23 protein-coding genes and 1 tRNA gene are annotated in these 19,124 nt (G+C 66.5%); 7 read left to right on the forward strand and 17 right to left on the reverse strand.

Translation table 11 applies throughout. The features are described from left to right. Positions 1–550, reverse strand: a 550-nt coding sequence (locus tag HHX35_RS38505) for a family 43 glycosylhydrolase (protein ID WP_310739596.1), incomplete at its 3' end; no start/stop codon positions are given. A 251-nt stretch (positions 551–801) separates the two neighbouring features. After that, positions 802–2,430 (reverse strand): OmpA family protein, encoded by a 1,629-nt coding sequence (locus tag HHX35_RS38510; protein ID WP_182903537.1) that lies wholly within the window; start codon positions 2,428–2,430, stop codon positions 802–804. 101 nt (positions 2,431–2,531) lie between these two features. On the opposite strand from HHX35_RS38510, the gene HHX35_RS38515 reads away from it, so the two are divergent. Then, entirely contained in the window at positions 2,532–3,476 is a 945-nt protein-coding gene (locus tag HHX35_RS38515; RefSeq protein WP_182903538.1) for a Gfo/Idh/MocA family protein, read from the forward strand. Positions 3,477–3,495: 19 nt separating this feature from the next. Here HHX35_RS38515 and HHX35_RS38520 read toward each other — a convergent pair whose 3' ends face one another. Then, positions 3,496–5,097: an alpha/beta hydrolase gene (locus HHX35_RS38520; protein ID WP_259405797.1), complete on the reverse strand. Its 1,602-nt coding sequence runs from the start codon at positions 5,095–5,097 to the stop codon at positions 3,496–3,498. 353 nt (positions 5,098–5,450) lie between these two features. On the opposite strand from HHX35_RS38520, the gene HHX35_RS38525 reads away from it, so the two are divergent. Further along, a tRNA-Thr gene (locus HHX35_RS38525) sits at positions 5,451–5,527 on the forward strand. Between the two features lie 346 nt (positions 5,528–5,873). After that, positions 5,874–6,068: a hypothetical protein gene (locus HHX35_RS38530; protein WP_182903539.1), complete on the forward strand. Its 195-nt coding sequence runs from the start codon at positions 5,874–5,876 to the stop codon at positions 6,066–6,068. 63 nt (positions 6,069–6,131) lie between these two features. Here HHX35_RS38530 and HHX35_RS38535 read toward each other — a convergent pair whose 3' ends face one another. The 9 genes from HHX35_RS38535 to HHX35_RS38570 all read right to left on the reverse strand — a co-directional run bounded on the left by HHX35_RS38535 (position 6,132) and on the right by HHX35_RS38570 (position 12,173). Further along, complete coding sequence (locus HHX35_RS38535) at positions 6,132–7,370, reverse strand: site-specific integrase (RefSeq protein WP_259405798.1); 1,239 nt, start codon at positions 7,368–7,370, stop codon at positions 6,132–6,134. Then, positions 7,367–7,552, reverse strand: coding sequence for a helix-turn-helix domain-containing protein (locus HHX35_RS38540; protein ID WP_182903540.1), 186 nt, complete (start codon positions 7,550–7,552; stop codon positions 7,367–7,369). Before HHX35_RS38540 ends, HHX35_RS38535 begins: the two co-directional genes overlap by 4 nt. Continuing rightward, positions 7,549–8,928 carry a replication initiator gene (locus HHX35_RS38545; protein WP_182903541.1) on the reverse strand — a complete coding sequence of 460 codons (1,380 nt, stop codon included), beginning with the start codon at positions 8,926–8,928 and terminating at the stop codon, positions 7,549–7,551. Before HHX35_RS38545 ends, HHX35_RS38540 begins: the two co-directional genes overlap by 4 nt. A gap of 104 nt (positions 8,929–9,032) precedes the next feature. Further along, positions 9,033–9,167 carry a hypothetical protein gene (locus tag HHX35_RS44220; RefSeq protein ID WP_259405799.1) on the reverse strand — a complete coding sequence of 45 codons (135 nt, stop codon included), beginning with the start codon at positions 9,165–9,167 and terminating at the stop codon, positions 9,033–9,035. Further along, positions 9,164–9,340 (reverse strand): hypothetical protein, encoded by a 177-nt coding sequence (locus tag HHX35_RS38550; RefSeq protein ID WP_182903542.1) that lies wholly within the window; start codon positions 9,338–9,340, stop codon positions 9,164–9,166. Before HHX35_RS38550 ends, HHX35_RS44220 begins: the two co-directional genes overlap by 4 nt. A gap of 21 nt (positions 9,341–9,361) precedes the next feature. Continuing rightward, positions 9,362–9,721, reverse strand: coding sequence for a hypothetical protein (locus HHX35_RS38555; RefSeq protein WP_182903543.1), 360 nt, complete (start codon positions 9,719–9,721; stop codon positions 9,362–9,364). An 11-nt stretch (positions 9,722–9,732) separates the two neighbouring features. Next, entirely contained in the window at positions 9,733–10,425 is a 693-nt protein-coding gene (locus HHX35_RS38560) for a DUF2637 domain-containing protein (protein ID WP_182903544.1), read from the reverse strand. A 33-nt stretch (positions 10,426–10,458) separates the two neighbouring features. Continuing rightward, positions 10,459–11,832 (reverse strand): FtsK/SpoIIIE domain-containing protein, encoded by a 1,374-nt coding sequence (locus HHX35_RS38565; protein ID WP_182903545.1) that lies wholly within the window; start codon positions 11,830–11,832, stop codon positions 10,459–10,461. Next, complete coding sequence (locus HHX35_RS38570; protein WP_182903546.1) at positions 11,829–12,173, reverse strand: hypothetical protein; 345 nt, start codon at positions 12,171–12,173, stop codon at positions 11,829–11,831. Before HHX35_RS38570 ends, HHX35_RS38565 begins: the two co-directional genes overlap by 4 nt. Before the next feature lie 137 nt (positions 12,174–12,310). Here HHX35_RS38570 and HHX35_RS38575 point away from each other — a divergent pair, with 137 nt between their 5' ends. The 3 genes from HHX35_RS38575 (at position 12,311) to HHX35_RS38585 (ending at position 14,603) form a co-directional block, all read left to right on the forward strand. Beyond that, a complete protein-coding gene (locus HHX35_RS38575) occupies positions 12,311–12,691 on the forward strand; it encodes a GntR family transcriptional regulator (RefSeq protein ID WP_182903547.1) in 381 nt (126 codons plus the stop codon). A gap of 257 nt (positions 12,692–12,948) precedes the next feature. After that, positions 12,949–13,986, forward strand: coding sequence for an AAA family ATPase (locus tag HHX35_RS38580; RefSeq protein WP_182903548.1), 1,038 nt, complete (start codon positions 12,949–12,951; stop codon positions 13,984–13,986). Beyond that, positions 13,983–14,603: a guanylate kinase gene (locus tag HHX35_RS38585; RefSeq protein ID WP_182903549.1), complete on the forward strand. Its 621-nt coding sequence runs from the start codon at positions 13,983–13,985 to the stop codon at positions 14,601–14,603. Before HHX35_RS38580 ends, HHX35_RS38585 begins: the two co-directional genes overlap by 4 nt. Positions 14,604–14,759: 156 nt before the next feature. Here the strand turns inward: HHX35_RS38585 and HHX35_RS38590 are convergent, their stop codons facing one another. The 3 genes from HHX35_RS38590 to HHX35_RS38600 are packed head-to-tail and all read right to left on the reverse strand — an operon-like array spanning position 14,760 to position 15,681. Then, a complete protein-coding gene (locus HHX35_RS38590; protein ID WP_310739598.1) occupies positions 14,760–15,047 on the reverse strand; it encodes a hypothetical protein in 288 nt (95 codons plus the stop codon). A gap of 59 nt (positions 15,048–15,106) precedes the next feature. Next, positions 15,107–15,427: a hypothetical protein gene (locus HHX35_RS38595; protein WP_182903550.1), complete on the reverse strand. Its 321-nt coding sequence runs from the start codon at positions 15,425–15,427 to the stop codon at positions 15,107–15,109. A gap of 5 nt (positions 15,428–15,432) precedes the next feature. Next, positions 15,433–15,681 carry a hypothetical protein gene (locus HHX35_RS38600; RefSeq protein ID WP_182903551.1) on the reverse strand — a complete coding sequence of 83 codons (249 nt, stop codon included), beginning with the start codon at positions 15,679–15,681 and terminating at the stop codon, positions 15,433–15,435. A 100-nt stretch (positions 15,682–15,781) separates the two neighbouring features. Between HHX35_RS38600 and HHX35_RS38605 the strand changes: the two genes are divergently transcribed. After that, positions 15,782–16,201 carry a winged helix-turn-helix domain-containing protein gene (locus HHX35_RS38605; RefSeq protein ID WP_182903552.1) on the forward strand — a complete coding sequence of 140 codons (420 nt, stop codon included), beginning with the start codon at positions 15,782–15,784 and terminating at the stop codon, positions 16,199–16,201. 837 nt (positions 16,202–17,038) lie between these two features. Here the strand turns inward: HHX35_RS38605 and HHX35_RS44950 are convergent. Together HHX35_RS44950 and HHX35_RS38615 are read right to left on the reverse strand one after the other, a co-directional pair. Next, positions 17,039–18,679 carry a caspase, EACC1-associated type gene (locus HHX35_RS44950; RefSeq protein ID WP_182903553.1) on the reverse strand — a complete coding sequence of 547 codons (1,641 nt, stop codon included), beginning with the start codon at positions 18,677–18,679 and terminating at the stop codon, positions 17,039–17,041. Beyond that, on the reverse strand, positions 18,672–19,016 hold the full coding sequence (locus tag HHX35_RS38615; protein ID WP_182903554.1) for an effector-associated constant component EACC1: 345 nt from the start codon (positions 19,014–19,016) through the stop codon (positions 18,672–18,674). The genes HHX35_RS44950 and HHX35_RS38615 overlap by 8 nt, the downstream gene beginning before the upstream one ends. Positions 19,017–19,124 lie beyond the last annotated feature (108 nt).

The following is a 19,124-nucleotide window of genomic DNA, read 5'->3' on the forward strand; positions in this document are numbered from 1 at the left end:
TCAGCTTGACGTACCACAGGTTCGGGTTGCCCCAGTAGAGATAGGCCTGCCCGTTGTCGTCGATGTAGACGGTGGGGTCGATCTCGCCGTTTTCGACCAGCGGGTGTCCCAGGGCGTCCTTGAAGGGTCCGGTGGGGCTGTCGGAGACGGCCACGCCGATGGCCATCCTGCCGGTCGCCCGGTTGGTCGTGGGGACATACCAGTAGAACTTGCCGTTGCGGTAGACGGCCTGGCCCGCCCACGCGTCCGATTTCGCCCAGCTGAAGCTGGCCACGCTCAGCGGGGAGCCGTGGTCGGTCCAGTTCACCATGTCCGCCGACGACCAGACCCGCCAGTCCTTCATGGTGAAGTACGTCGATCCGTCCTCATCGTGTCCGGTGTAGAGGTAGACCCGGCCGTTGTAGACCAGCGGCGCCGGGTCGGCGGTGTAGATGGTCTGCACGATCGGGTTGTCCGCCCGGGCCGCGCCGGCCGGGAGCAACGCCAGCACGCACAACAGGCCCACCATCCAGGCGACCGTGCGTCTGGACAGTGAAAAAGCGGATCTCACATGCGCCTCCTCAGGTGGTGGTCGCTCACCGTCCGCGTCGCGTGATCGCTGGCGTGATTACGTTAATGTGAGCGCTAACAATCGACGACGGCGACCGTGGCCGTGTGGCGGAGCCAACCCCATGCGCGGGGGACGGTCAAGGTGCCGGGCCCACCAATGCGGGGGTCAGCGGGCGGATCACCTGTGCCGAACTGGGTATCGGAGTTTCACCGAGCGGGCCACCGCGTGTGAAAGTTTCACCATTGAGAGAATTAACGTACGGGCACGTGGTCGATCTTTCCGAAAGGGCCGGCGTCGAAGGTCACGCTGGTGACGCCCGACGGTGGCGCCGGCACGTAGAAGAAGCCGCGGTTGGCCGTGCCCGGCTTGACGTTGAACGTCGCCCAGCCCGGGTCCACGTAGTCATCAGGGCCCCTCGGGTCGTCCGGTCCCATCCGTACGGCGCGATAGACGGTCCGTGAGGCGGGATCGACCACCGAGAAGCCGGTGTACCAGCCGCCGATGTAGGCGATGTCCCCGCCGTATCCGGTCCCCGCGCCGAGGTCCCCCCGGCCGAGGTTGACGATGTCGAACACGGCGACGAGGTAGGCGCCGTCGCGGTAGAAGGGCTTCACGTCGATGCGCAGTCGCTGCCCGGACGGCTGCTTCGCGGAGGTCCGGCTGGCGACGGTCTCGCCGTCGTCCGCGTGGAACGGGGCCGGCCGTCCCCCGCCTGCGGCGGGCTCGTCGGCACGGGTCCCGGTGGCTTCCGAGGCCGCGGAGCCGCCGGTCGGTTGCCTGATCCGATAGGAGATCTCGACGCGCCGGTTCTCGGCACGCGCCTCCTCGTCGTCCGTCCCGCCTTCGCGGGCGACGGGCTCGGTCTCGCCCTTGCCCGTCGCGCGGTAGCGGAACGCCCCGCCGAGGCGCGCCTGCAACTCCTTGCGTACGGCCTCCGCGCGCCGCAGGGACAGGGCCATGTTGTACGCGTGCGTGCCCTTGCCGTCGGTGTGACCCTCGATGAGGATGGGGGGCTTGCCCGGATCGGCCTTCTCCCGGGTCTCCTCCGCGACATCGTCGAGCACGGCCCTGGCCCGTGCCGTGAGCCTGTCCGAGTCGAAGGCGAACAGCACATCGGTGCGCAGGCCCACGGTCTCGTCGCCGCCGCTCGCGATGGTCGTCTTCTCCGCGCCCTCGGTGATGCCGTACAGGTCCTGGACGCTGCCGGTGACCTGCCCGGCCGGTTCCCGCACCGGCCAGGACACGGTGGTGCCCGGGGCGGGCGTGCTGCCGGGGGCGGCCGTAGGCGGCACGGCGCCGCCGGAACCGGTCCCGTCCACCACGGGCACGCCGGTGAACTCGCCCGCCGTTCCCGCCGTGATCGCGGTGACCGTACGGACGCCCGCCGGGATCGGCGGGTAGTACACGACGGTCTCGTAGCGCACGCCGGGCTGGTAGTAGCCGGGTTTGCTGCCCAGCGTCCCCACCTGGTCGGTCAGGGGGTGATAGACCTTGCCGCCGACCGGGTCGATGAGAGGGATGCGGTAGCTGAGGAGGTCGCCGGCCGCCGTCCCGAACGAGTTCCCGGCGTGGCGCGCCTCGTCCTCCAGCGAGGTGACCGTGAAACGGAGGACGGACCTGTCGGCGAACCGCTCCACCTCGCGCATCTCCACCCGCGCGTGGAGAGGTCCGGTGGGGCCGAACCACCCCTCCTTCGCCAGGGACGGCCCTTCCTCGGCCGGCGTCGTTCCCGCGGAGGTGACGGACGGCGAGGACCGCGCCGGGGAGGCGCCCTCGGAGGAGGTCGCCTCCCCGGCGAACACCCCGCATCCGGACACCGTCAGGACCGCGACCATGGTCACTGGAAGGGTCAGCTCGCGTGAGCGCCACCGGTAAGCCATGTGCCGGAATTGTAGGGACGTGGACGAGTGGCCCGTCCGAAAAAGGAGTTGAGGACGACTCTGTACTCCTCTGTACGGTTAGCGCGAGGAGGACGCCTTTCATGAGCGATCGGGTCAGGGTTGGGTTCGTCGGGCTGGGGATCATCGCCCGCAGCCATTTCGAGGTGCTCGCCGCGCGGCCCGAGGTCGTCGCGGAGTTCGCCGTCGATCCGAAGGTCACGGAGCCGCCCGCGTTCCGCGGAACAACGCCCGCGCACTACCGCGACCTCGCCGAGGCGCTGGGCGCGCACCAGCCGAACCTGATCGTGATCGCCACTCCGACGCAGACGCACGAGGATCTGACGACGCAGGCGCTGACGCTGTCCTCGGCGAGAGTGCTGGTGGAAAAGCCGCTCGTCCACGATCTCGCCGCGCTCGCCCGGCTCCGCGAGCTGGACGGGAAGGCCGACGTCCGCGGCCGGGTGTTCACTGCGCACCACTTCGCGTTCGCGCCCGAGGTCCGCTGGGCGGCGGAGCAGATCGCCCGGCATCCCGAGTGGGGTCCGATCACCCGGGTCACCTCGGCCTTCTACGACCCGTACATCCTGCGCGGCGAGCAGGCGTTCGCGTCATACGTGTCGAGCTGGGTGGACTCGGGGGTGAACCAGCTCAGCATGCTCGCCCGCTTCGTCGAGCCGACCGCGCTGACCTCGCTCCGTCAGATGGACGGCGGCGCGAGTGCCTGGGCCACCTGCGAGTACCGCTCTCGCGGCAGGACCGGTCTGGCCTCGCTCCGATCGAGCTGGCTCACCGGCGAGAGCAGCAAGGGGACGACCTTCACCCTCGGCGAGACCGACGTGGAGGTCGTCATCGATCACACCGCGAACACCGGCTTCGCCGCACGGTCGGGCAGCCTGCTCGCGGCGTACGGCCACGACGGCCGCACTCCCAGGAAGACGGCGCGCCACCGGCCGCTGTACGAGAGCCTGCTGTCCGACGCCCCCGATCCCGTGCTCGGCTTCGACACGACCGTGACGATCACCGAGCTGCACCACTGGAGGCCCTGAGCTCCCGGGGCCGCGCCTGTCAGCCCGTCTTCGGGCAGACGGTGCCGTTCTTGGGCGCGCGCAGGGCGAGCAGGTAGTCGTCGACCGCGTTGTCCACGCACGTGGAGCCGCTGCGGTAGGCCGTGTGGCCGTCGCCGTCGTACCCGAGGAGCACGCCCGAGGTCAGCTCCGAGGCGAGCCCCTGAGCCCACTCGTACGGCGTGGCGGGGTCGCGCAGCGTGCCGACGACGAGGATCGGCGGCGCGCCGGCGGCCTTGAGCGGCTTGTCGGTGCCGACGGGCTTCGCGGGCCAGTAGGCGCAGGGCAGCGAACCCCACATCACGAACGGCCCGAAGTGCGGCGCCGCCTTGGCGGCCTCGCCCGCGGCCTGCCGGTACGCGTCGAGCGCCTTGGGGAACGGGTGGTCCACGCAGTTGACGGCCATGTTCGCCTCGGTCTGGTTCGAGTACGAACCGTCGGACCGCCGGTCGACCAGCAGGTCGGCCATCTGGAGCAGGTCCGTCCCGTTGCCCTCGTTGATCGCCTTGCTCAGGGCCTCCCGCAGGCGGGGCCAGGCCGCGCGCTCGTACAGCGGGGTGGCGATGCCGATGACCGCCCACGCCTCGTTGACCACCCGGCCGTCGCCGAGGTCGTTCTTCAGCGGCTGCCGGTCGGCGTTCGCAAGCAGATCGCTGATCTCCTTCATCGCGCCGTCCACCGTACGGCTCTTGAAGGGGCAGGAGCCGTTGAGGAAGCAGTCCTCCACGAAGGCCTTCAGCGCCACCTCGAAGCCCTTCGCCTGCACCTCGTTGGACTTCAGCGACGGCACGGCCGGGTCCACCGCGCCGTCGAGCACGAGTGCCCGCACGCGCTTGGGGAACAGGTCGGCGTACATCGCGCCCAGATAGGTGCCGTACGACTTGCCGAGGTAGGTGAGACCGGGGTCGCCGAGGACGCCGCGCAGGACGTCCATGTCCCTGGCCGCGTCGGCCGTGCCGACGTGGGGGAGCAGACGGGCCGACTTGGCTCCGCAGCTGTCGGCGAACAGCTTGGACTCCTTGTCGAGCGCCGTGACCTCCGCAGGAGTGTCCGGGCTCGAGTCCATCCCGATGTACGCGTCGAGCTGGGAGGCCGTCATGCACGTGACGGGGGTCGACTCGCCCACGCCACGGGGGTCGAACCCCACGATGTCGTACTGGGCGCGCACCTTGTCGCTCACCACGGATCGGGCGGCCCGCGCGTACTGGATGCCCGAACCTCCGGGCCCACCCGGGTTGATGAGCAGGGATCCGGTGCGCTTGCCGGTGGCCGGCAGGCGGATCACGCTGAGTTCGATGCGCTCGCCTGAGGGCTTCGTGTAGTCGAGGGGCACCTGGATCTTGGCGCACTGGAAGCCGTCGCCGCAGGTGCGCCACGTGGGCCGCTGCGCGTAGAACGGGCGCAGTTCGGCTGTGGGCGCCTCGACCGCCGACTGTGCCTTCGCACCCGTGCTCGGCTGCTCGGAGGTGGTCGGGGCGTGGCTGGAACACGCCGTGAACGGCAGCAACGCGGCCAGCGCCGCGACCGCCATCCGCCGGCTCGGACCGCCGCCGTACCGCGTACGCAGCGGTGTGACCTTCGCTTCCTGTCCGGCCGATCGCATACCCGTCGTTTCCCCTGCCGTCGCCTGCGTGACGAGGACCAGCATGCCGTCTGGCGAGGGCGGGCGGCGACCTCCCGACGAGGGCCGCGAAGGATGAGGTCGAATGTCCGGCGGCCCGTGGGCGCCGTCGGGCGAGACAGGGCGCTTTTCCTGTGACAGATGCGCCTGGTATGACACGTTTCCGCTGGTCACCGGGTAAAGGGAAACCCTGGAGGCGGCTGAGTAAGTTTTACCGATCTCCGTGGTATGCATCAGGCTCCACGGGCGGGATCAGAGGGCCGCGACGCTCCCGGCGGCGCCGGTGCACGAGAACCGCGATGACCCTGTAGACTGTGCGAAGCCGTTCGCGGCGTGCCGCCTTAGCTCAGTCGGCCAGAGCACTTCACTCGTAATGAAGGGGTCAAGGGTTCGATTCCCTTAGGCGGCTCCAGCTCAGAGGCCCCCACTGGATCCCGGTGGGGGCCTTTTGCTAACACCCTTGCTAACAGCGCTACGGAACCGCTGGCAGCTTCCCCGATAGCAAAGCGGGACAAGACGGGTCGATATAGCATGTCTTTGCTGATCTCTATCGACCTTGACCACGATCATGGGGATCTTGGTAGCCAAGACAACCCGTGCCTTCCCGATCCATCTCGGACATGGATCGAACACCGGATCGCACTGCACGTTCGCGACCCAAGCTGTGGTCACGGGCAAGGTTTTGGAGGCCAGCGCTGAGATCTCGTCGAGGTCTTGGCGCGGCATTTGCCGCATCCGTCTGTCCGAACGGATTAGGTATGTCGATTCACCCCCTGTGGCTGCGCCTGCTAGTTGGGGCGCTGGTCGCCCTGCCCCTGCTCTGCGTCGTCCTGCTCTCCTTCCCGGCTTGGGTCTCCTGGCCCTTCTTGCCGACGGATAGGCGTCAGACGGTGCTCTCGTTCGTCGACCGGCTCACGAAGTGGGCCAAGGCGATCAGTGGGGGAAGCAGGTAGCCACACGAAGTAGGCCCGTGGGTACCCCACCCACGGGCCTGCCTGCTCCAATCGAGCTACCTCCTATTCGAGCGCCTGGGCGAAGACGTCGGCGGCGGCCGTCTCCGCCGAGCGGATCACGTGGGCGTACACGCGGAGCGTGATCGCCGGGTCGGCGTGGCCGAGTCGGGCGGCGACGATGTGCACCGGGACGCCAGCGAGGAGCAGCGTGGTCGCGTGGATGTGCCGGAGGTCGTGCAGGCGGACGTACGGCAGAGGGTCGGCCGGAGTCTGCGCCTTGTCCTCCGGTTCGTTGTACGCCTTGATGAGCTTGGCCGGCAGCGCGGTCACAGTGGTCGGGTAGATGGGACCGCCCCACGCCGTGGTGAAGACGTGGCCGTTCTCCTCGCCCTTCCACGCGTCACCGACGCGCGCTTTCTCGGCTTCCTGGGCCTCTTTGTGTTCCCGAAGGATATTCACCGTCCCCTCGTCGATCGTGACCACGCGCGTCCGGCCGCTCTTCGTGGTTCCCTCGATGTGCTCACCGTCGACTACCCCTGTTGAGCCCTTGATGGTGATCTGCTTTTTCTCCAGATCGACGTCAGGCCATCGAAGGTTGAGGAGTTCGCCGCGCCGTGCTCCCGTATAGGCCGCCAGATGAAAGAAGGCATAGAGCCGATGTGATCGCGCAAGAGACAGGAACGTCCGGAGCTGGGCGGGCGTCCAGATCATTCCAGGCTCGCGCAGGTCGCTACGAGGCCGCTTGGCCTTTTCGACCGGCGAGCTGCTCAGGTACTCATGGACCAGCACGGCGTCACGGAAGGCGCGACGGAGGATCGCGTGTGTGTGGACGACGCTCGACACCGCCAGCGGCTTACCGTTCCGTCCACCGCGAGCGAGGAGATCCCGGTAGAGCTTCGTGACCGTGGAGGGCCGGACCGCCTGGAGCCGCATCTTGCCGATGTACGGCTTTATGTAGAGGCGAATACTGATCCGGTAGTCCTCCAGGGTCCCCGGCTTGATCTCCATCGCGTGGTCCTCAATCCACATGTCGAGGTACTCGCTGACAGTGATCTCGTTCCGGTCGACGTACTCACCTCGGCGGGCGTTCACGCGGGCCTCGTCACGGGCAGCCTTGGCCTCATCCTCGGTTGGGAACCCTCCGACCCATTTGGGCTTGCTCTCGCCGGTCTCAGGGTCCTTGACGCGGATCACGTATGACCACGTGCTACCGCGCTTCATGACCCCGTCGCGGAGTTTGGGACTGCTCTTTTTGGCCGGCCTGCTGGGAGACGCCGCCTCGTTGGTCGGGGTCTTGGTCATGCCGCACGCTCCTCGATGGCCAGGCGGTTGATGTAGTCGGTGAGAGCGGCGACGGGGACCCGTCGTGAGCCGTCGATGCGGACCGAGCCGACGACGCCGGAGGCGATGAGCTGGTACAGCTTGGCGCGGGAGATCGCCAGTGCTTCGGCGGCCTCCGGGACGGTGAGCAGAAGCCGAGTCATGATCCACCCCCAGCCGGGCCGTTCAGGTGGGTTGCAGGGACGCCGGTGATGGCGGCGGCGAGGATGGCGTCTCCGGCGGAGAGGCCCTGTCCCGCGTACGCCCAATGCGCGATGACGAGGACGGTGTCCTCGTCGAAGAGCGGGAGCCGCCCGGTGCTGATCTGCTCGTCGCGCCTGTGCTCGGCCCGAGCGGCGCGCAGCGCGCCGAGGGTGGTGGAGTAGCGGCGGGACTTGGTGGAGAAGTGGCCGCGGAAGCCGAGCATGTGCGCCCAGTGGGTCAGCCGGAGGTCGGCCAGCTCGTCGAAGGCCCCGAGACGGAGGCATTCGGCGATGAGCCGCCGGGCGTGCTCGCGGATCGGCAGCGCGGCAAGGTTCTCCAGGGGTTGGATGCGCCGGTCCAGGGTGCCGACGCATTCGGCCGCCTTGGTGGCGTACTTGGCGATGTAGCCGGCAACCGCCTGTTCTGTCAGCTCACCGTCCATGGTGATCGGCCGGGTGTCGAGCTGGTCACCCCACCGGAGGACCCGCGAGGGTTGACCGTCGTACGCGGGCGCCTTGGCCGTGACCACGGAGGCGGCGTGCTGGACGGCATCGGTGAGCATGTCGACGGTCGCCCATGCTGGGGGCGGGGAGGCGGGTCCGTCCGTGCCGTCGAGGCGGATCACGGCGTGCAGGTGGACGACGCCGCGTCGCTGGTATTCGGCGACCTTGGCGAAGGAGACGACGAGCTGGGTGGCGAGGTCCTTTTGGGTGAGCCCGGCGAGCTTGGCCAGGTGCCGGCGAAGCGCCAGGGTGAACCGGCGCCACAGCTCAGGGGCGGTGGCGTTGAACAACACCGACCCCTCGTAGTCGTAGCAGTCCGGGCACAGCGGCTCGCCAAGGCTTGCTTCGTCGGCTCCGTGCCGGGCGGTGCAGGACATGACTCGCCCGTGCGGGCAGGTCTCGGCGTCACGGCGGGGATGGCAGGGCAGGACGCGGCCGTTCTTCTCCCGCCGGGAGTGCACCTCACCGAACGAGGGTGCCGTCAGGGTCACGAACAGGCATGGGTGGGAGGCGACGGTCTCCGGGACGCCCTTGCCGTCGACGAGGCCGGCGCGGATGAGGTGGTAGGTGTCGGCGCGGTAGGTCTCGGCGCAGGAGGGGCAGCGGGAGGCGCGGCGGGTCTTGCACGGGACGCGCAGGAGGCCGTCCGGTTCGAGGTGGGTGCTGTAGCGGTGGAGGAGTCGGCCGGTGGCGTGGTCGTAGTGCTCGACCTTGCCGCGTAGGTGGATTGGCTGGCGGCAGCCGCCGGTCCGGCGGATCTGGGATGCCCAGCGGGCGTATTGGGGGTCGTGGAGCCGGGTGATGAGTCCGGCGATGGCGTGCTTGGTTGGCAAGATGGGGCGTGTCCCTTCCGGGCTGTTGGGTTCGGTGTGGGATGGCCCCCGACGTGACGGACGTCTTGGCGGATGTGTGGTCACGCCGGGGGCACCGAGAGCGGTCAGCAGAAGCCGAGGCCCTCGCAGTGGCGGCAGGTCTCGCCGTAGCTGTCGACGCCGCCCCCACCGCAATGGCAGCACCGCCAGCGCTTAGGGGCGATCTCGACGGCTGGGGCGTCCTTGTCGGGGGTGGTCATGCGATCCACCTCGTTTCGGTGCGCTTGGGCGCGGTGTTGATGAACACGCGCCAGGTGTAGGCCCGGCGGCGACGCCGGACGATGGGCGAGACGGAGCCGACCGGGAGAATGGTGCGGATCTTGTTGACGGCGTAGGCGATCTCGGCGTCGGTGCCGTCGATTCGAATGCGCATGATCGAGTACCTCCTTCGCGGTCAGGCGGCGTGTGCCGGGGAGTTGTCGGTGATGTCGGGGACGATGCAGTCCTCGTAGGAGGTGACCGCCTCGTACCGAGCGCGGGCATCGGCGAGGACGGCGATCGCCTCGTACTGGACCGGGCCGAAGCCGAGACCGGTCGAGTAGTGGCTGTAGAGCAGTCCCCCGGGGTTGATCGCGGCGCCCAGCAGTCCCGCGATGCGGATCTCGGCGCGCATCCCGGCGTCGTCCGTCCGCTGAGGGAAGTACGTGATCCTGATGGAGGTGCGCGGGACGGGGACTTCAGGGTTGGCGGCCAGGAAGTCGGCCAGGGCGCGGAGGCCGGCGATGGTGGCCGTGCGGTGGTCGGTGGTGGACACGAGGTCTCCTCTCACAGGGCGTCCGGCGTGGTCCGCAGGGTGCGGAGCAGGTCGGAGGCGAGTTGGTTGGACACGCCCAGGCGGGCGCGCAGCAGGTCGCGGGTGATGGGCTTGCCGTGCTTGGCGTGGTGTTCGTCGGCCACGCGGCGGGCGTAGTCGACCAGCGCCGGGGACGGTCCCGGGCCGTCCTGGTTGCCGTCCGCGCCGTCCTGCTCGGACGGGACGAGCGCGGGGACCGAGGACGGGGCGGCAAGCGGCGAGGACGATGGGACGGCGGACGAGGACGGAGCCGGGGACGGGTCGAGGCGGGGGCCGGAGGCCCGGCGTTCGAGCATGGAGACGGCGACGAGGAAGGCCCCGGCGGGGGTGGCGGAGGTGAGCCAGCCCCACAGGGTGGGGTCGGCCTGGTGGAGGTTGGCGGCCAGGGACAGGACGATTCCGGCGACGAGGACGAGGGTGGGCCAGGAGATCCAGCCGCACCGGACTCGTCCGGTCTTCTTGTCCCGCTGGCGTTCGCGGGCGGCCATGACGCAGGTGAGGTCGACGCAGACGGCTACGGCCCAGGCCATCCATCCGGTTTGGCCGCTGGCGGCGGCGGTGTCGCGGATGTGGGTGAAGCTGCCCGCCCCGGCGATGGCGGCCAGGACCAGGACGGGGCCGGTGTCGGCCAGCCGTACGGCCAAGCGGGACAGGGGCGCAGGCATGCGGGAAACCTCCTCTCACTCGACGGGATGGGGTCAGGCGGCGATCTGCGGGGCTTCGCTGCCGGGGAGTTCGTGGCCGAGGCCGGAGGCGGCGACCTGCGCCCACGAGGGCGTGATGTCGGCGTAGGTCTCGGCGGCCTGCTCAGCCGCGAAGGTGGAGACGTAGCCGGAGCGGGCGCGGTACCAGCGGCCATCGCTGCCCGTGATGACCGCGACGCCGGGCAGCTCCGGCGGGATCGACCGGGCGGCGACCAGCGCGTCAGGGTCGAGGTCGCCGAGGGTCATCACCGCGGTTTCGGGGTCGTTGACCCGATGGCAGACTCGCCCGCCGATCTGGGCACGCAGCGCGGTCACGCCGGGGCCGAGGTCGGAGCCGATCCGCTGGCCGGACAGCACGAGGTGGATGCCGAAGGCGCGGCCGAGCTGGGCGATGCGCAGCAGTGCGGTAGCCGTACGGGTGACCTGGTCCTTTTCCGCCTTGTCGGCGGTCAGGAACAACTCGGCCAGCTCGTCGACGAGGATCACGACGGGGATGGGCCGGACGCTGTCCGGCAGTTGCCAGATGTCGCGCACACCCAGCCGGCGGCAGGCCAGCATCCGGGCGCCCATGACCGCGATTAGGTCCGCCAGCAGGTCGAGGCATTCGGCCCGTGTGGTTGCCAGGGCGGTCAGTCGTGGCGCGTAGGGCGACAGCTCGACCCCACCTTTGAGGTCGAAGCCGACCAGGGCGACCGGTTGCGGGGCGAGCCCGACGATGAGCGCGTTGATCAGGTTGGACTTGCCCGACTGGGTCGCTCCGGCGTTCATCCAGTGCGGGATGAGCCGGAAGTCCATGCGCCAGACGGTGCCGGTCTCCAGTACCCCGACCACCGGGCGCAGCAGGTCCTCCCCGCGCCATCCCTCGCGTGGCTCAGGTGGAGGGGCGGCGGGGGCGACGTGCGCTAAAGGGTCGCGGGTGATCCCTTGCAGGGTGACGCGGCCGGGTCGGGAGCCGACGACGCGGACGGCCTCGATGCGCCAGGCATGTGCGAGCCGATCGCACACCTTGGCGTAGTCGTCGGGGATCTGCCCGTCCAGCAGGTGGAAGGTGATGCGGAAGCCGTGCCGGACCGGGCGGGGCAGGCCCATCCACGGCTTGGTGTCGACGGCGACCCGTTGAAAGCGCCGCTTGACCCGTACGACTCCGGTCGAGGCCACCAGGCCCGGAACGGTGGTGAACCACCACCGCTGACGCTTCTTGGTCAGCCCGCAACCGGAGGCCACGTGCCGCCAGGACCAGCGCAGCCAGACCGCCTTGCGGGGGAAAACGAACAGGTACCAGTACGAGACCGGCGCCCACCGCCGCCACAGGACGAGGACGACCAGGGCGGCGACGGCGAGCAGTACCGGGCGGGGCAGGTGGATCATCGCTCGGCCCCCGCCCCGTACGCGGCGGCCGTCGCGGGGAGGAACGACTGCGCGCGGTAGGAGATGCCCCACCGGCCCGCCTGCTCCCAGACGTAGCCGACCAGGCCGACCGGGACCACCTCGTCTCCGGGGGAGATGGGCGGTTCGGGGGTGGTGCTGACCTTGACCAGCTCCATGCGGCCGTTGTCGTCCTCGATCAACAGTGTGACCTCGTACATGGTGTTGCCGTCCCGGTCCCGCTTGATCTCGCCGGTTTCCTTGTTGACCAGACGAGGACGGGCGGCCTTGGCGCAGGTGATGTGCAGCTTGGACACATCGACAGGGATGGGGATGGTGCGCATGATCTGTTCCTTCCGAGACGAGTTCTCTTAGAACTCATGGTCTTCTTAGTATGCCAAGTTGTCAAGGACTGCTTGGAGTACTTGGTTGGCCTCACGGCCGGGATGTGGTGAACTGGAGGCAAAGAGAGAGGGCCGGGATGATCGAGAAGACCGGTCGGCCTGCCTATATGCAGATCGCCGACGAGCTACGCGGGCAGATCCGCAGCGGATCGCTGCCGCCGGGTACGGTCCTGCCCTCGATCAACCAGCTCTGCGAGCGCTACGGCGTCTCGTCCAGCGTCGTCAAAGCCGCCATCAGCGTGCTCCGTACCGAAGGGCTGATCGTCGGTCAGCAGGGCAAGGGCGTGTTCGTCCGCGAGCAGGAGAGCGCCGGCCCCGCCGAGGTGCCCGGCGGCTCGGAGATCATGGAGCAGCTCGCCGAGATGCGCGCGGCTCTGCGGGACCTGGGGGATCGGATTGCCGATCTTGAGTCCGCTGTCTTTCCAGGGCAGAAGCGATCTGGTGAACCCGGCAAGTGATCTCTTCCAGCTCGGCGCGCAGCGACCGTAGATCGGCGATGATGCGCCGGGTGGTCTCGTCGCTCATATTCACGGTGACTCCCTGCGGTCGGTGTTTCCCGGTTTCGGGATGCCGCTAGTTCACCGTGATCACGGGCTTTTCTGTATCACACACCCTTAACTAAGCTTCTTCACGCCGTCTCATCAGCGGTTTACACGTACGTTTTCACATGCACCACCGCACGACCCACCCGAAAGTGTGAACGTGAAGGGATGCAATGAAGGCGACCCAGCGGCCCGGCTGGACCCCCTCCCGTCTGCGGGAACACCGTGAAGCCCACGGCCTGACCCTTGAGGCCGCAGGCGACCGGCTCCGAGAGACCGCCCGCCGCCACGGCCTGGCGGTACCCGCGGCCAACTTCCAAACACTGTGGGGCCACGAGCACGGCTCCATTTACCCCGGCCCGCATTACCGCCGCGCCTACTGCCTCATGTACCGGGCCACCGAGCCCGACCTAGGATTTCGGCCGCCCCTTCCCGGCGAAACGGAGAAAGCGGAAATTATGATTTCCGATTTGCCCGCTCCCACCGACCCCGCAGCCGACAACGCCGCCGCCCAGGTCATCGAGGAGACATTGGCCAAGGTCTCCGTCGACGGAATCCAGCCTGCCAACCCTCAGCAGACCGCCCTACGCAACCGCATAGTGGACGCCTGGCGCCGGCGCCACGGCGGCGGCAGCCCCAAGCCGATCCTGACCCTCGTCGGCGGCTACGCCGGATCAGGCAAGACCGAGTTCTCCCGCTTCCTGTCCGACATCACCGGCTGGGCGTTCCTGGACAAGGACTCCATCACCCGATCCATGACCGAACGTCTCCTCGTCTCACTCGGCGCCGACCCCAACGACCGGCACAGCGAGCTGTACCTGACCGAGGTCCGTCCGCTGGAGTACCGGTGCCTGATGGAGACCGCGTGGGACAACCTGCACGTCGGCACCTCCGCCATCCTGTCCGCGCCGTTCATCAGCGAGCTCAACGACGAGGCATGGTTCAAGCGCCTGGAGAACCGGTGCGCCGCCAAAGGCATCGACGTGGCCGCGATTTGGGTCCGCTGTGATCCCGAGTCCATGCGCGAGTACATCGAGTTCCGCGCAGCTGCCCGTGACGCCTGGAAGCTCACCAACTGGGACGAGTACGTCTCCGGCCTCAAGACCGACGCCAGCCCGCCCACTGCACACATCACGGTCGATAACCGACTGGGCTCGGCGATCACCCTCGCCGACCAAACGCGCGAGTCGCTCAAGCGGATCCTGACGTGACCGCGCCGCCTGTGGGGGTCGTCCTGTACGGCCCGCCCGCCAGCGGCAAGAACACCATCACCGCCGCTATGCACCGGCAGGACCCGCGCTTTTGCCTGTTACCCAAGCTCAAGGTGGGCACCGGCCGCGCCGATGGCTACGAGTTCGTCACCGCGGAACGGCTCGACGAGCTGCGCCATGCGGGCCGCCTGCTGCTGGAGACCCACCGGTACGGCAACGTGTACGCCGTCGACCGCCGGCACATCGAGGACATGACCGCCGCCGGACAGGTACCGGTCGCCCACATGGGCAACATCGCCGACCTGCGCCGCCTCGTCGGCCGTGCCCCGGACGCCTGGCTGCGGGTACTGCTGTGGGTGCCCCGCGAGGTCACCGAGCAGCGCTCGAAGGAACGAGGAGACACGGACACCGCCGATCGGCTCAAGGCGTGGGACGAGACTCTCGCTGACCTCACCGCCAGCACCGACGACGGCTTCTTCCACCTCCGCATCGACACCGACCGCCTGGACACCGAGACGGCCGCCGCCGAGATCACGAGGGCGTTCCACGCGGTGACCAAGGCCGCCAACCCGGCACATCGTCAGCCGGGAAGTGTGGCCGTACACCGGGAGGGATGAGATCGGCACGCCACCAGGTGCCGCAGCCGCAGCACTGCGCGCCGCCGGGACGGTCATCACCGGGCGAGGTCCAGCAGACAACGAGGTGAGCGCACGCTGCCGCGACCGCGCTCTTTGGTGTTTTGGAAGGACCTCGCCTCCTGGCGGTGTGCGTCGTCATCGCGCCTGACCAAGCAGAATCCTCGTCCACAGGTGCTCGGCGGCAGGCGGACGAAGCCACTCACTCTCCTCGATGAGCACCCCGTCCGAGCGGTCGTAGCGCCGTACGAACATCAACCCGCCCGCCTGGCACAGCTCATAGGCCACAGGCTGGCAGTCGCAGGTGTGCCGGCGGACGCGGACGGAAGCCGCCCGAGGCTGGCTCTCCGACCACTCGATCTCCTCACACTCACGCTGTTCGGCGGCCGGGTGAATTCCTACGCAGGCCGCGATCAGCTCAAGCACATCAGACGGCTTCCGCGGACGGCGATTCGCAGGCGGGGGAGTCGTCTTGGTCACCGGCATCACCACGGCAGCGAGGAGGACGAAGGATCACGGCGAAGCTCGGCATAGCGCGCGGTGATCCGCTGCGCCGCCGTCTTCACCGCCAGCGCGCGGCATCCGGTGTAGATCCACCGGCCCGAGCGCTGCGAGACGCGACCAGTCCACCAGCGATACCGCCAGCCCTCCGGCCCTCGCTCACACCACACCACGAGGTGAAGCCATACCGACAGCAGTGCGACACCGTCACCCTCGTGAACGTCGGCGACGACACCAAGGCGTTCCAGCTCGCCCCTGAGTTGCTCGGCCACGCCCAGAGCGGGAGAGCGCGTGGGCGTCGCCACTAGGCTCAAGCTTCACCGTCCTGGCTGCTTGCGGCGCCCGCGAGGCGTGAGGCGATTTCGCTCTGTCTCTCCAGCTCAAGCACCAGGGAAGGCGCGTCGTCGCTCCACACGGTCTGCGCCAAGCCGGCGTTGAATTGCTCGACGCTCAACGACACCGCCCGCCGAGTCGCGTACCAGCCCTGAGGGCCCGTCTCGCTTGCCCCGCGCCAGATCACCCAGTCCGGAAACTGCGCTGCAAGGTCCTGCACCGTCATGAGCCACCCGATCAAGAGGGAACCATTCCTCAGTCACAGTAGCTATGTACGTACATACGTGCAATGGGATGCGCCTATGCTGCTACGTAGCTTCGGCGCTATGACGATCGACCCCAGCGCCGACCGCCCGGTCTACAAGCAACTCGCAGACCTGATCCGGGCGCGCATCGAGGCGGGGGAGTACCGCCCCGGACAGCGGCTCCCCGCCGAGAGCGATTACGTCGCTGAGTACGGCATCTCCCGCGACTCGGTACGCCGCGCCATCGCCGTACTGAGGGGAGAGAGACTGATCGTGACTGAGTTGCGAGGCTCACGAGTCCGCGAGCAAGGAGAAGCCGTCACTGTCTCTATCACGCCAGGCGCCCAGGTGACCGCCCGCATGCCCACCGAGCCCGAGCGCCGGCAACTCGGCATCGCCGAAGGCGTCCCCATCCTGGTCATCACCGAGCCAGACGGTGAAGTCCGCAAGCTTCCTGCGGACCGGACAGTCATTGAGGCTGGCAAGGAACAGCAGAGCTGATCGGGTAGCCGGACAGCGGGCCTCAGCCCTCCCGACATCCTTAAAGAGCAGAGGCAGTTTCGCCGGGTCCGCGGCTTGTTCGTGCTCGATGAGGATTTTCTCTACGTTGTTAAAGCGGCCCGCCTACGGCGGCCCGCGTCGCGCGCCGGTCGGCCAGCCGGCCGGGCTGCGGCTCTTCGGCCGGTCCCGGCCGGCGCCGCCCACGCGCTCCCAGCCGCTAAGACGGAACGTCAGGCGATCGAAAACCACCGCGGCCAGGACGACGGCCAGGGCGACGCGGTCGAGCCCCCGAGGTGCCCGGAGGAAAGAGCCGCAAGGGGCTCCGCCCCCTGCACCCCCGGCCCTCTGGCGGAGATGATCCGGACAGTGCGGGAGGAGGGAGGTCATCTCCTCGTCGGTCACACCGAAGGGATGCCAGACCGGACGCCCAAGGTCAAGCCGTCGAGTGCGGGAAGGACAACCAGCAAGTGCGGAAGGTCACCGGGAGGCATGTACACGCCAACGACGGCTTGACCCCAGGCGTCCGGCCCGGCATGGCTGCGCCTGCCCGACGAGGAGAAGACCACGCACTTGGTTGCGCAATGGTGAGCGAGAGGAATCGCGCTGGCTTAGCCAGCTGCCGTCAAAAGAGGGGGTAGGTCAACAAGCAGGAGGATGCCTTCCCTCGCAACGGGCGCTCAATTGTCTGCGCCGTCAGACTGTCAACGCATCATGGATCCTACGCTCCCCGGCAGAGTTCGTAGCATCCGGCCCAAAGAGAACCAGCCGTACCTCTTCCCCAGCTGCGGTCAACTCCTTGGTATATCCCGCACTCATTACAATAGTCATTACAGGTCGCTAGCTAGAGCTATCGCGACTTCCGAGCCGGTAATGCTCTCGATGATACCGAATGTTGGCTAAGTCAATCTGGTGCTTCACCGTTAAGTCTCCGACAACCTCCCCATCGCTCTGATTAATCACCTTATAACCATCGTCGATAATGATCGCGCCGTAATTGAATAGTTCGCAGTGATTCGGACACAGACATAGCATGTTCTCCTTTGTGTCCGAGCCTCGATGCGGAAGCTCCAGTTTACGGATATATACGACGGAAACGATCCGCGGGCCGCCGGCTATCTCCAGTCTTTCATCGCACACCTGACATGAATAGTTGTAGAGTCTTTTGATCGTGATGGCATTTCTCGTATCTGCATATCTTCCGATATTCTTACGGATGATGCGACCATGCGATGATTGTGTTGCAATGTCTTTTTCTAGGTGCTGTCGCGAGCGCGAAGCCTTCTCCAGAAGAAACTGAAATACGATAGGGCCATCAGTGCTTGGTTGGGTCCAATAGTCCGTCACGAAGTACAGGCCGTCGTAGCTGTATCCAGCCATCGGCGCAAATTCCGGATTCCCCCTCGCCCCACGTACAACGCGCACAGGTAAACCGGACATGATATTCTCGACTAACGCAGCATTTCCAGGGTCTTCAAGTGACTGATCTCGTACTTGTTTACCTGTGTTAGGATCCCGTCCTCCGTGCCCAGTATAAAAGATTAGGTTCCCGTAATCCTTATCATCCCTATATCCTCCGGATACGACGACTGACTCTGCTCCACCGCGTTCCGCGGTCCCGCAAATCCCGGCCTGTAAAGGACGGTGTATCTTTGCCTCATGGAGCTCGCGCCGACTTCCGAATAGTGCTCCTTCTTCATAGCCCGGAATAGCGCCGTAGCGTATGTCACCAGGAGGATCATTAACGGCACGGTTACGGAAAAGTAAGATCTCGCTACTTAGTCGACCATCACGTCTCTCCGGAATCGGCAGATTCTTCTCCTGCAGCGATGTGCGGACGTGTGAAAAGATGGTCTCCATCGTCAGCATCGATGGTCCCCCGGGTATACCGCCCTGGATTATATCGATCAATTCCCCAGTGAAAACGGTATACTTCTCTCCTGGTTTAGCCAAGGAGGTGCTGTTCTCTGCGGCAGATGCTATAAGATAAGTCCCAGTTACTGCAGCACTATTCGCTAACCTAGCGATAGAATCGTTGCCGCCCATCTCGCCTAAAGCGCGTCCACTGTAGCAGCAGTCAAGGATAACAATACATCGCTTTGCCCGACTTTGTTTGAGCTCCTCTCTCAGATAATTGTAGGCAGTCGACTTGTACATACTTATGCCATCTGATCCTACTAGCGTCAGATAGAATTGATTGCCAGTCGAATGGATCTGCCCATGACCAGCAAAATATACAAAAAGTGTATCTTTCGCTTTGGCTGCGGCGTCTCTCACCGGATCAAGCATCTGGGAGTTATCCGTTGGATTATGTACCACGGCACAGTTCGCAGATGGTATTCCGCACAGATAGTCGTCAAGCAGTAACTCGCGCAGACGCTCGACGTTATTCGCTACAGCTGGGAGTTGTGGTAGGCTCGCATACTCACTGGTGCCGATAATTACTGCATAAGAGTTCTCTAATTCTATTGAATCATTCACGCTCTTGCAGTGCCTTCACTATTTTCTCTGCAACTTCTGGATCGGCCTCGCCAAGTACTACTTTGATGTCTCCGCTCTCGATAACCAGCGGCGGACGTTGCCGGCGAGTTTGCCGCCATGCTGCTATCGCCCCTGCTATGCCCGGTACCTGAAGAGCACTAGCTACTACAAGCGAGATCAGGTCGAGGGTGTCACCCATCGCACCTTGCTCCAGCGCCTTTGGCACTAGTTCGATTTCCGCCTGATGGCGAACTTCCGGGCTATCCCGAAGCCAGTTGTAAAGAGACTTGAGCTCCTGCTCGGTATAATCACCGGTAAGTCGTATATCGATCTTCACTTAACTCCCCTTCCATGCTCCTTCGATCATGCCAGAAAACTTGATCGAACGGGCGCTGCAGTCGATCATAACAAAAAGTACAAAAAGGGATGAACGGGACTGAGCGGA

The sequence above is a fragment of the Microbispora sp. H10830 genome (genome assembly GCF_014161375.1).
In the GTDB taxonomy this organism is placed as follows: Bacteria; Actinomycetota; Actinomycetes; order Streptosporangiales; family Streptosporangiaceae; genus Microbispora; species Microbispora catharanthi.

Bases quoted from the DNA above. Each gene is read 5' to 3' on its own strand.
- HHX35_RS38510 (WP_182903537.1), bottom strand. From the start codon at position 2,430: ATGGCTTACCGGTGGCGCTCACGCGAGCTGACCCTTCCAGTGACCATG.
- HHX35_RS38580 (WP_182903548.1), top strand. From the start codon at position 12,949: ATGAAGGCGACCCAGCGGCCCGGCTGGACCCCCTCCCGTCTGCGGGAA.
- HHX35_RS38565 (WP_182903545.1), bottom strand. From the start codon at position 11,832: ATGATCCACCTGCCCCGCCCGGTACTGCTCGCCGTCGCCGCCCTGGTC.
- HHX35_RS38515 (WP_182903538.1), top strand. From the start codon at position 2,532: ATGAGCGATCGGGTCAGGGTTGGGTTCGTCGGGCTGGGGATCATCGCC.
- HHX35_RS38570 (WP_182903546.1), bottom strand. From the start codon at position 12,173: ATGCGCACCATCCCCATCCCTGTCGATGTGTCCAAGCTGCACATCACC.
- HHX35_RS38520 (WP_259405797.1), bottom strand. From the start codon at position 5,097: ATGCGATCGGCCGGACAGGAAGCGAAGGTCACACCGCTGCGTACGCGG.
- HHX35_RS38535 (WP_259405798.1), bottom strand. From the start codon at position 7,370: ATGACCAAGACCCCGACCAACGAGGCGGCGTCTCCCAGCAGGCCGGCC.
- HHX35_RS38560 (WP_182903544.1), bottom strand. From the start codon at position 10,425: ATGCCTGCGCCCCTGTCCCGCTTGGCCGTACGGCTGGCCGACACCGGC.
- HHX35_RS44220 (WP_259405799.1), bottom strand. From the start codon at position 9,167: ATGACCACCCCCGACAAGGACGCCCCAGCCGTCGAGATCGCCCCTAAG.
- HHX35_RS38550 (WP_182903542.1), bottom strand. From the start codon at position 9,340: ATGCGCATTCGAATCGACGGCACCGACGCCGAGATCGCCTACGCCGTC.
- HHX35_RS38540 (WP_182903540.1), bottom strand. From the start codon at position 7,552: ATGACTCGGCTTCTGCTCACCGTCCCGGAGGCCGCCGAAGCACTGGCG.
- HHX35_RS38530 (WP_182903539.1), top strand. From the start codon at position 5,874: ATGTCGATTCACCCCCTGTGGCTGCGCCTGCTAGTTGGGGCGCTGGTC.
- HHX35_RS38600 (WP_182903551.1), bottom strand. From the start codon at position 15,681: ATGACGGTGCAGGACCTTGCAGCGCAGTTTCCGGACTGGGTGATCTGG.
- HHX35_RS38605 (WP_182903552.1), top strand. From the start codon at position 15,782: ATGACGATCGACCCCAGCGCCGACCGCCCGGTCTACAAGCAACTCGCA.
- HHX35_RS38575 (WP_182903547.1), top strand. From the start codon at position 12,311: ATGATCGAGAAGACCGGTCGGCCTGCCTATATGCAGATCGCCGACGAG.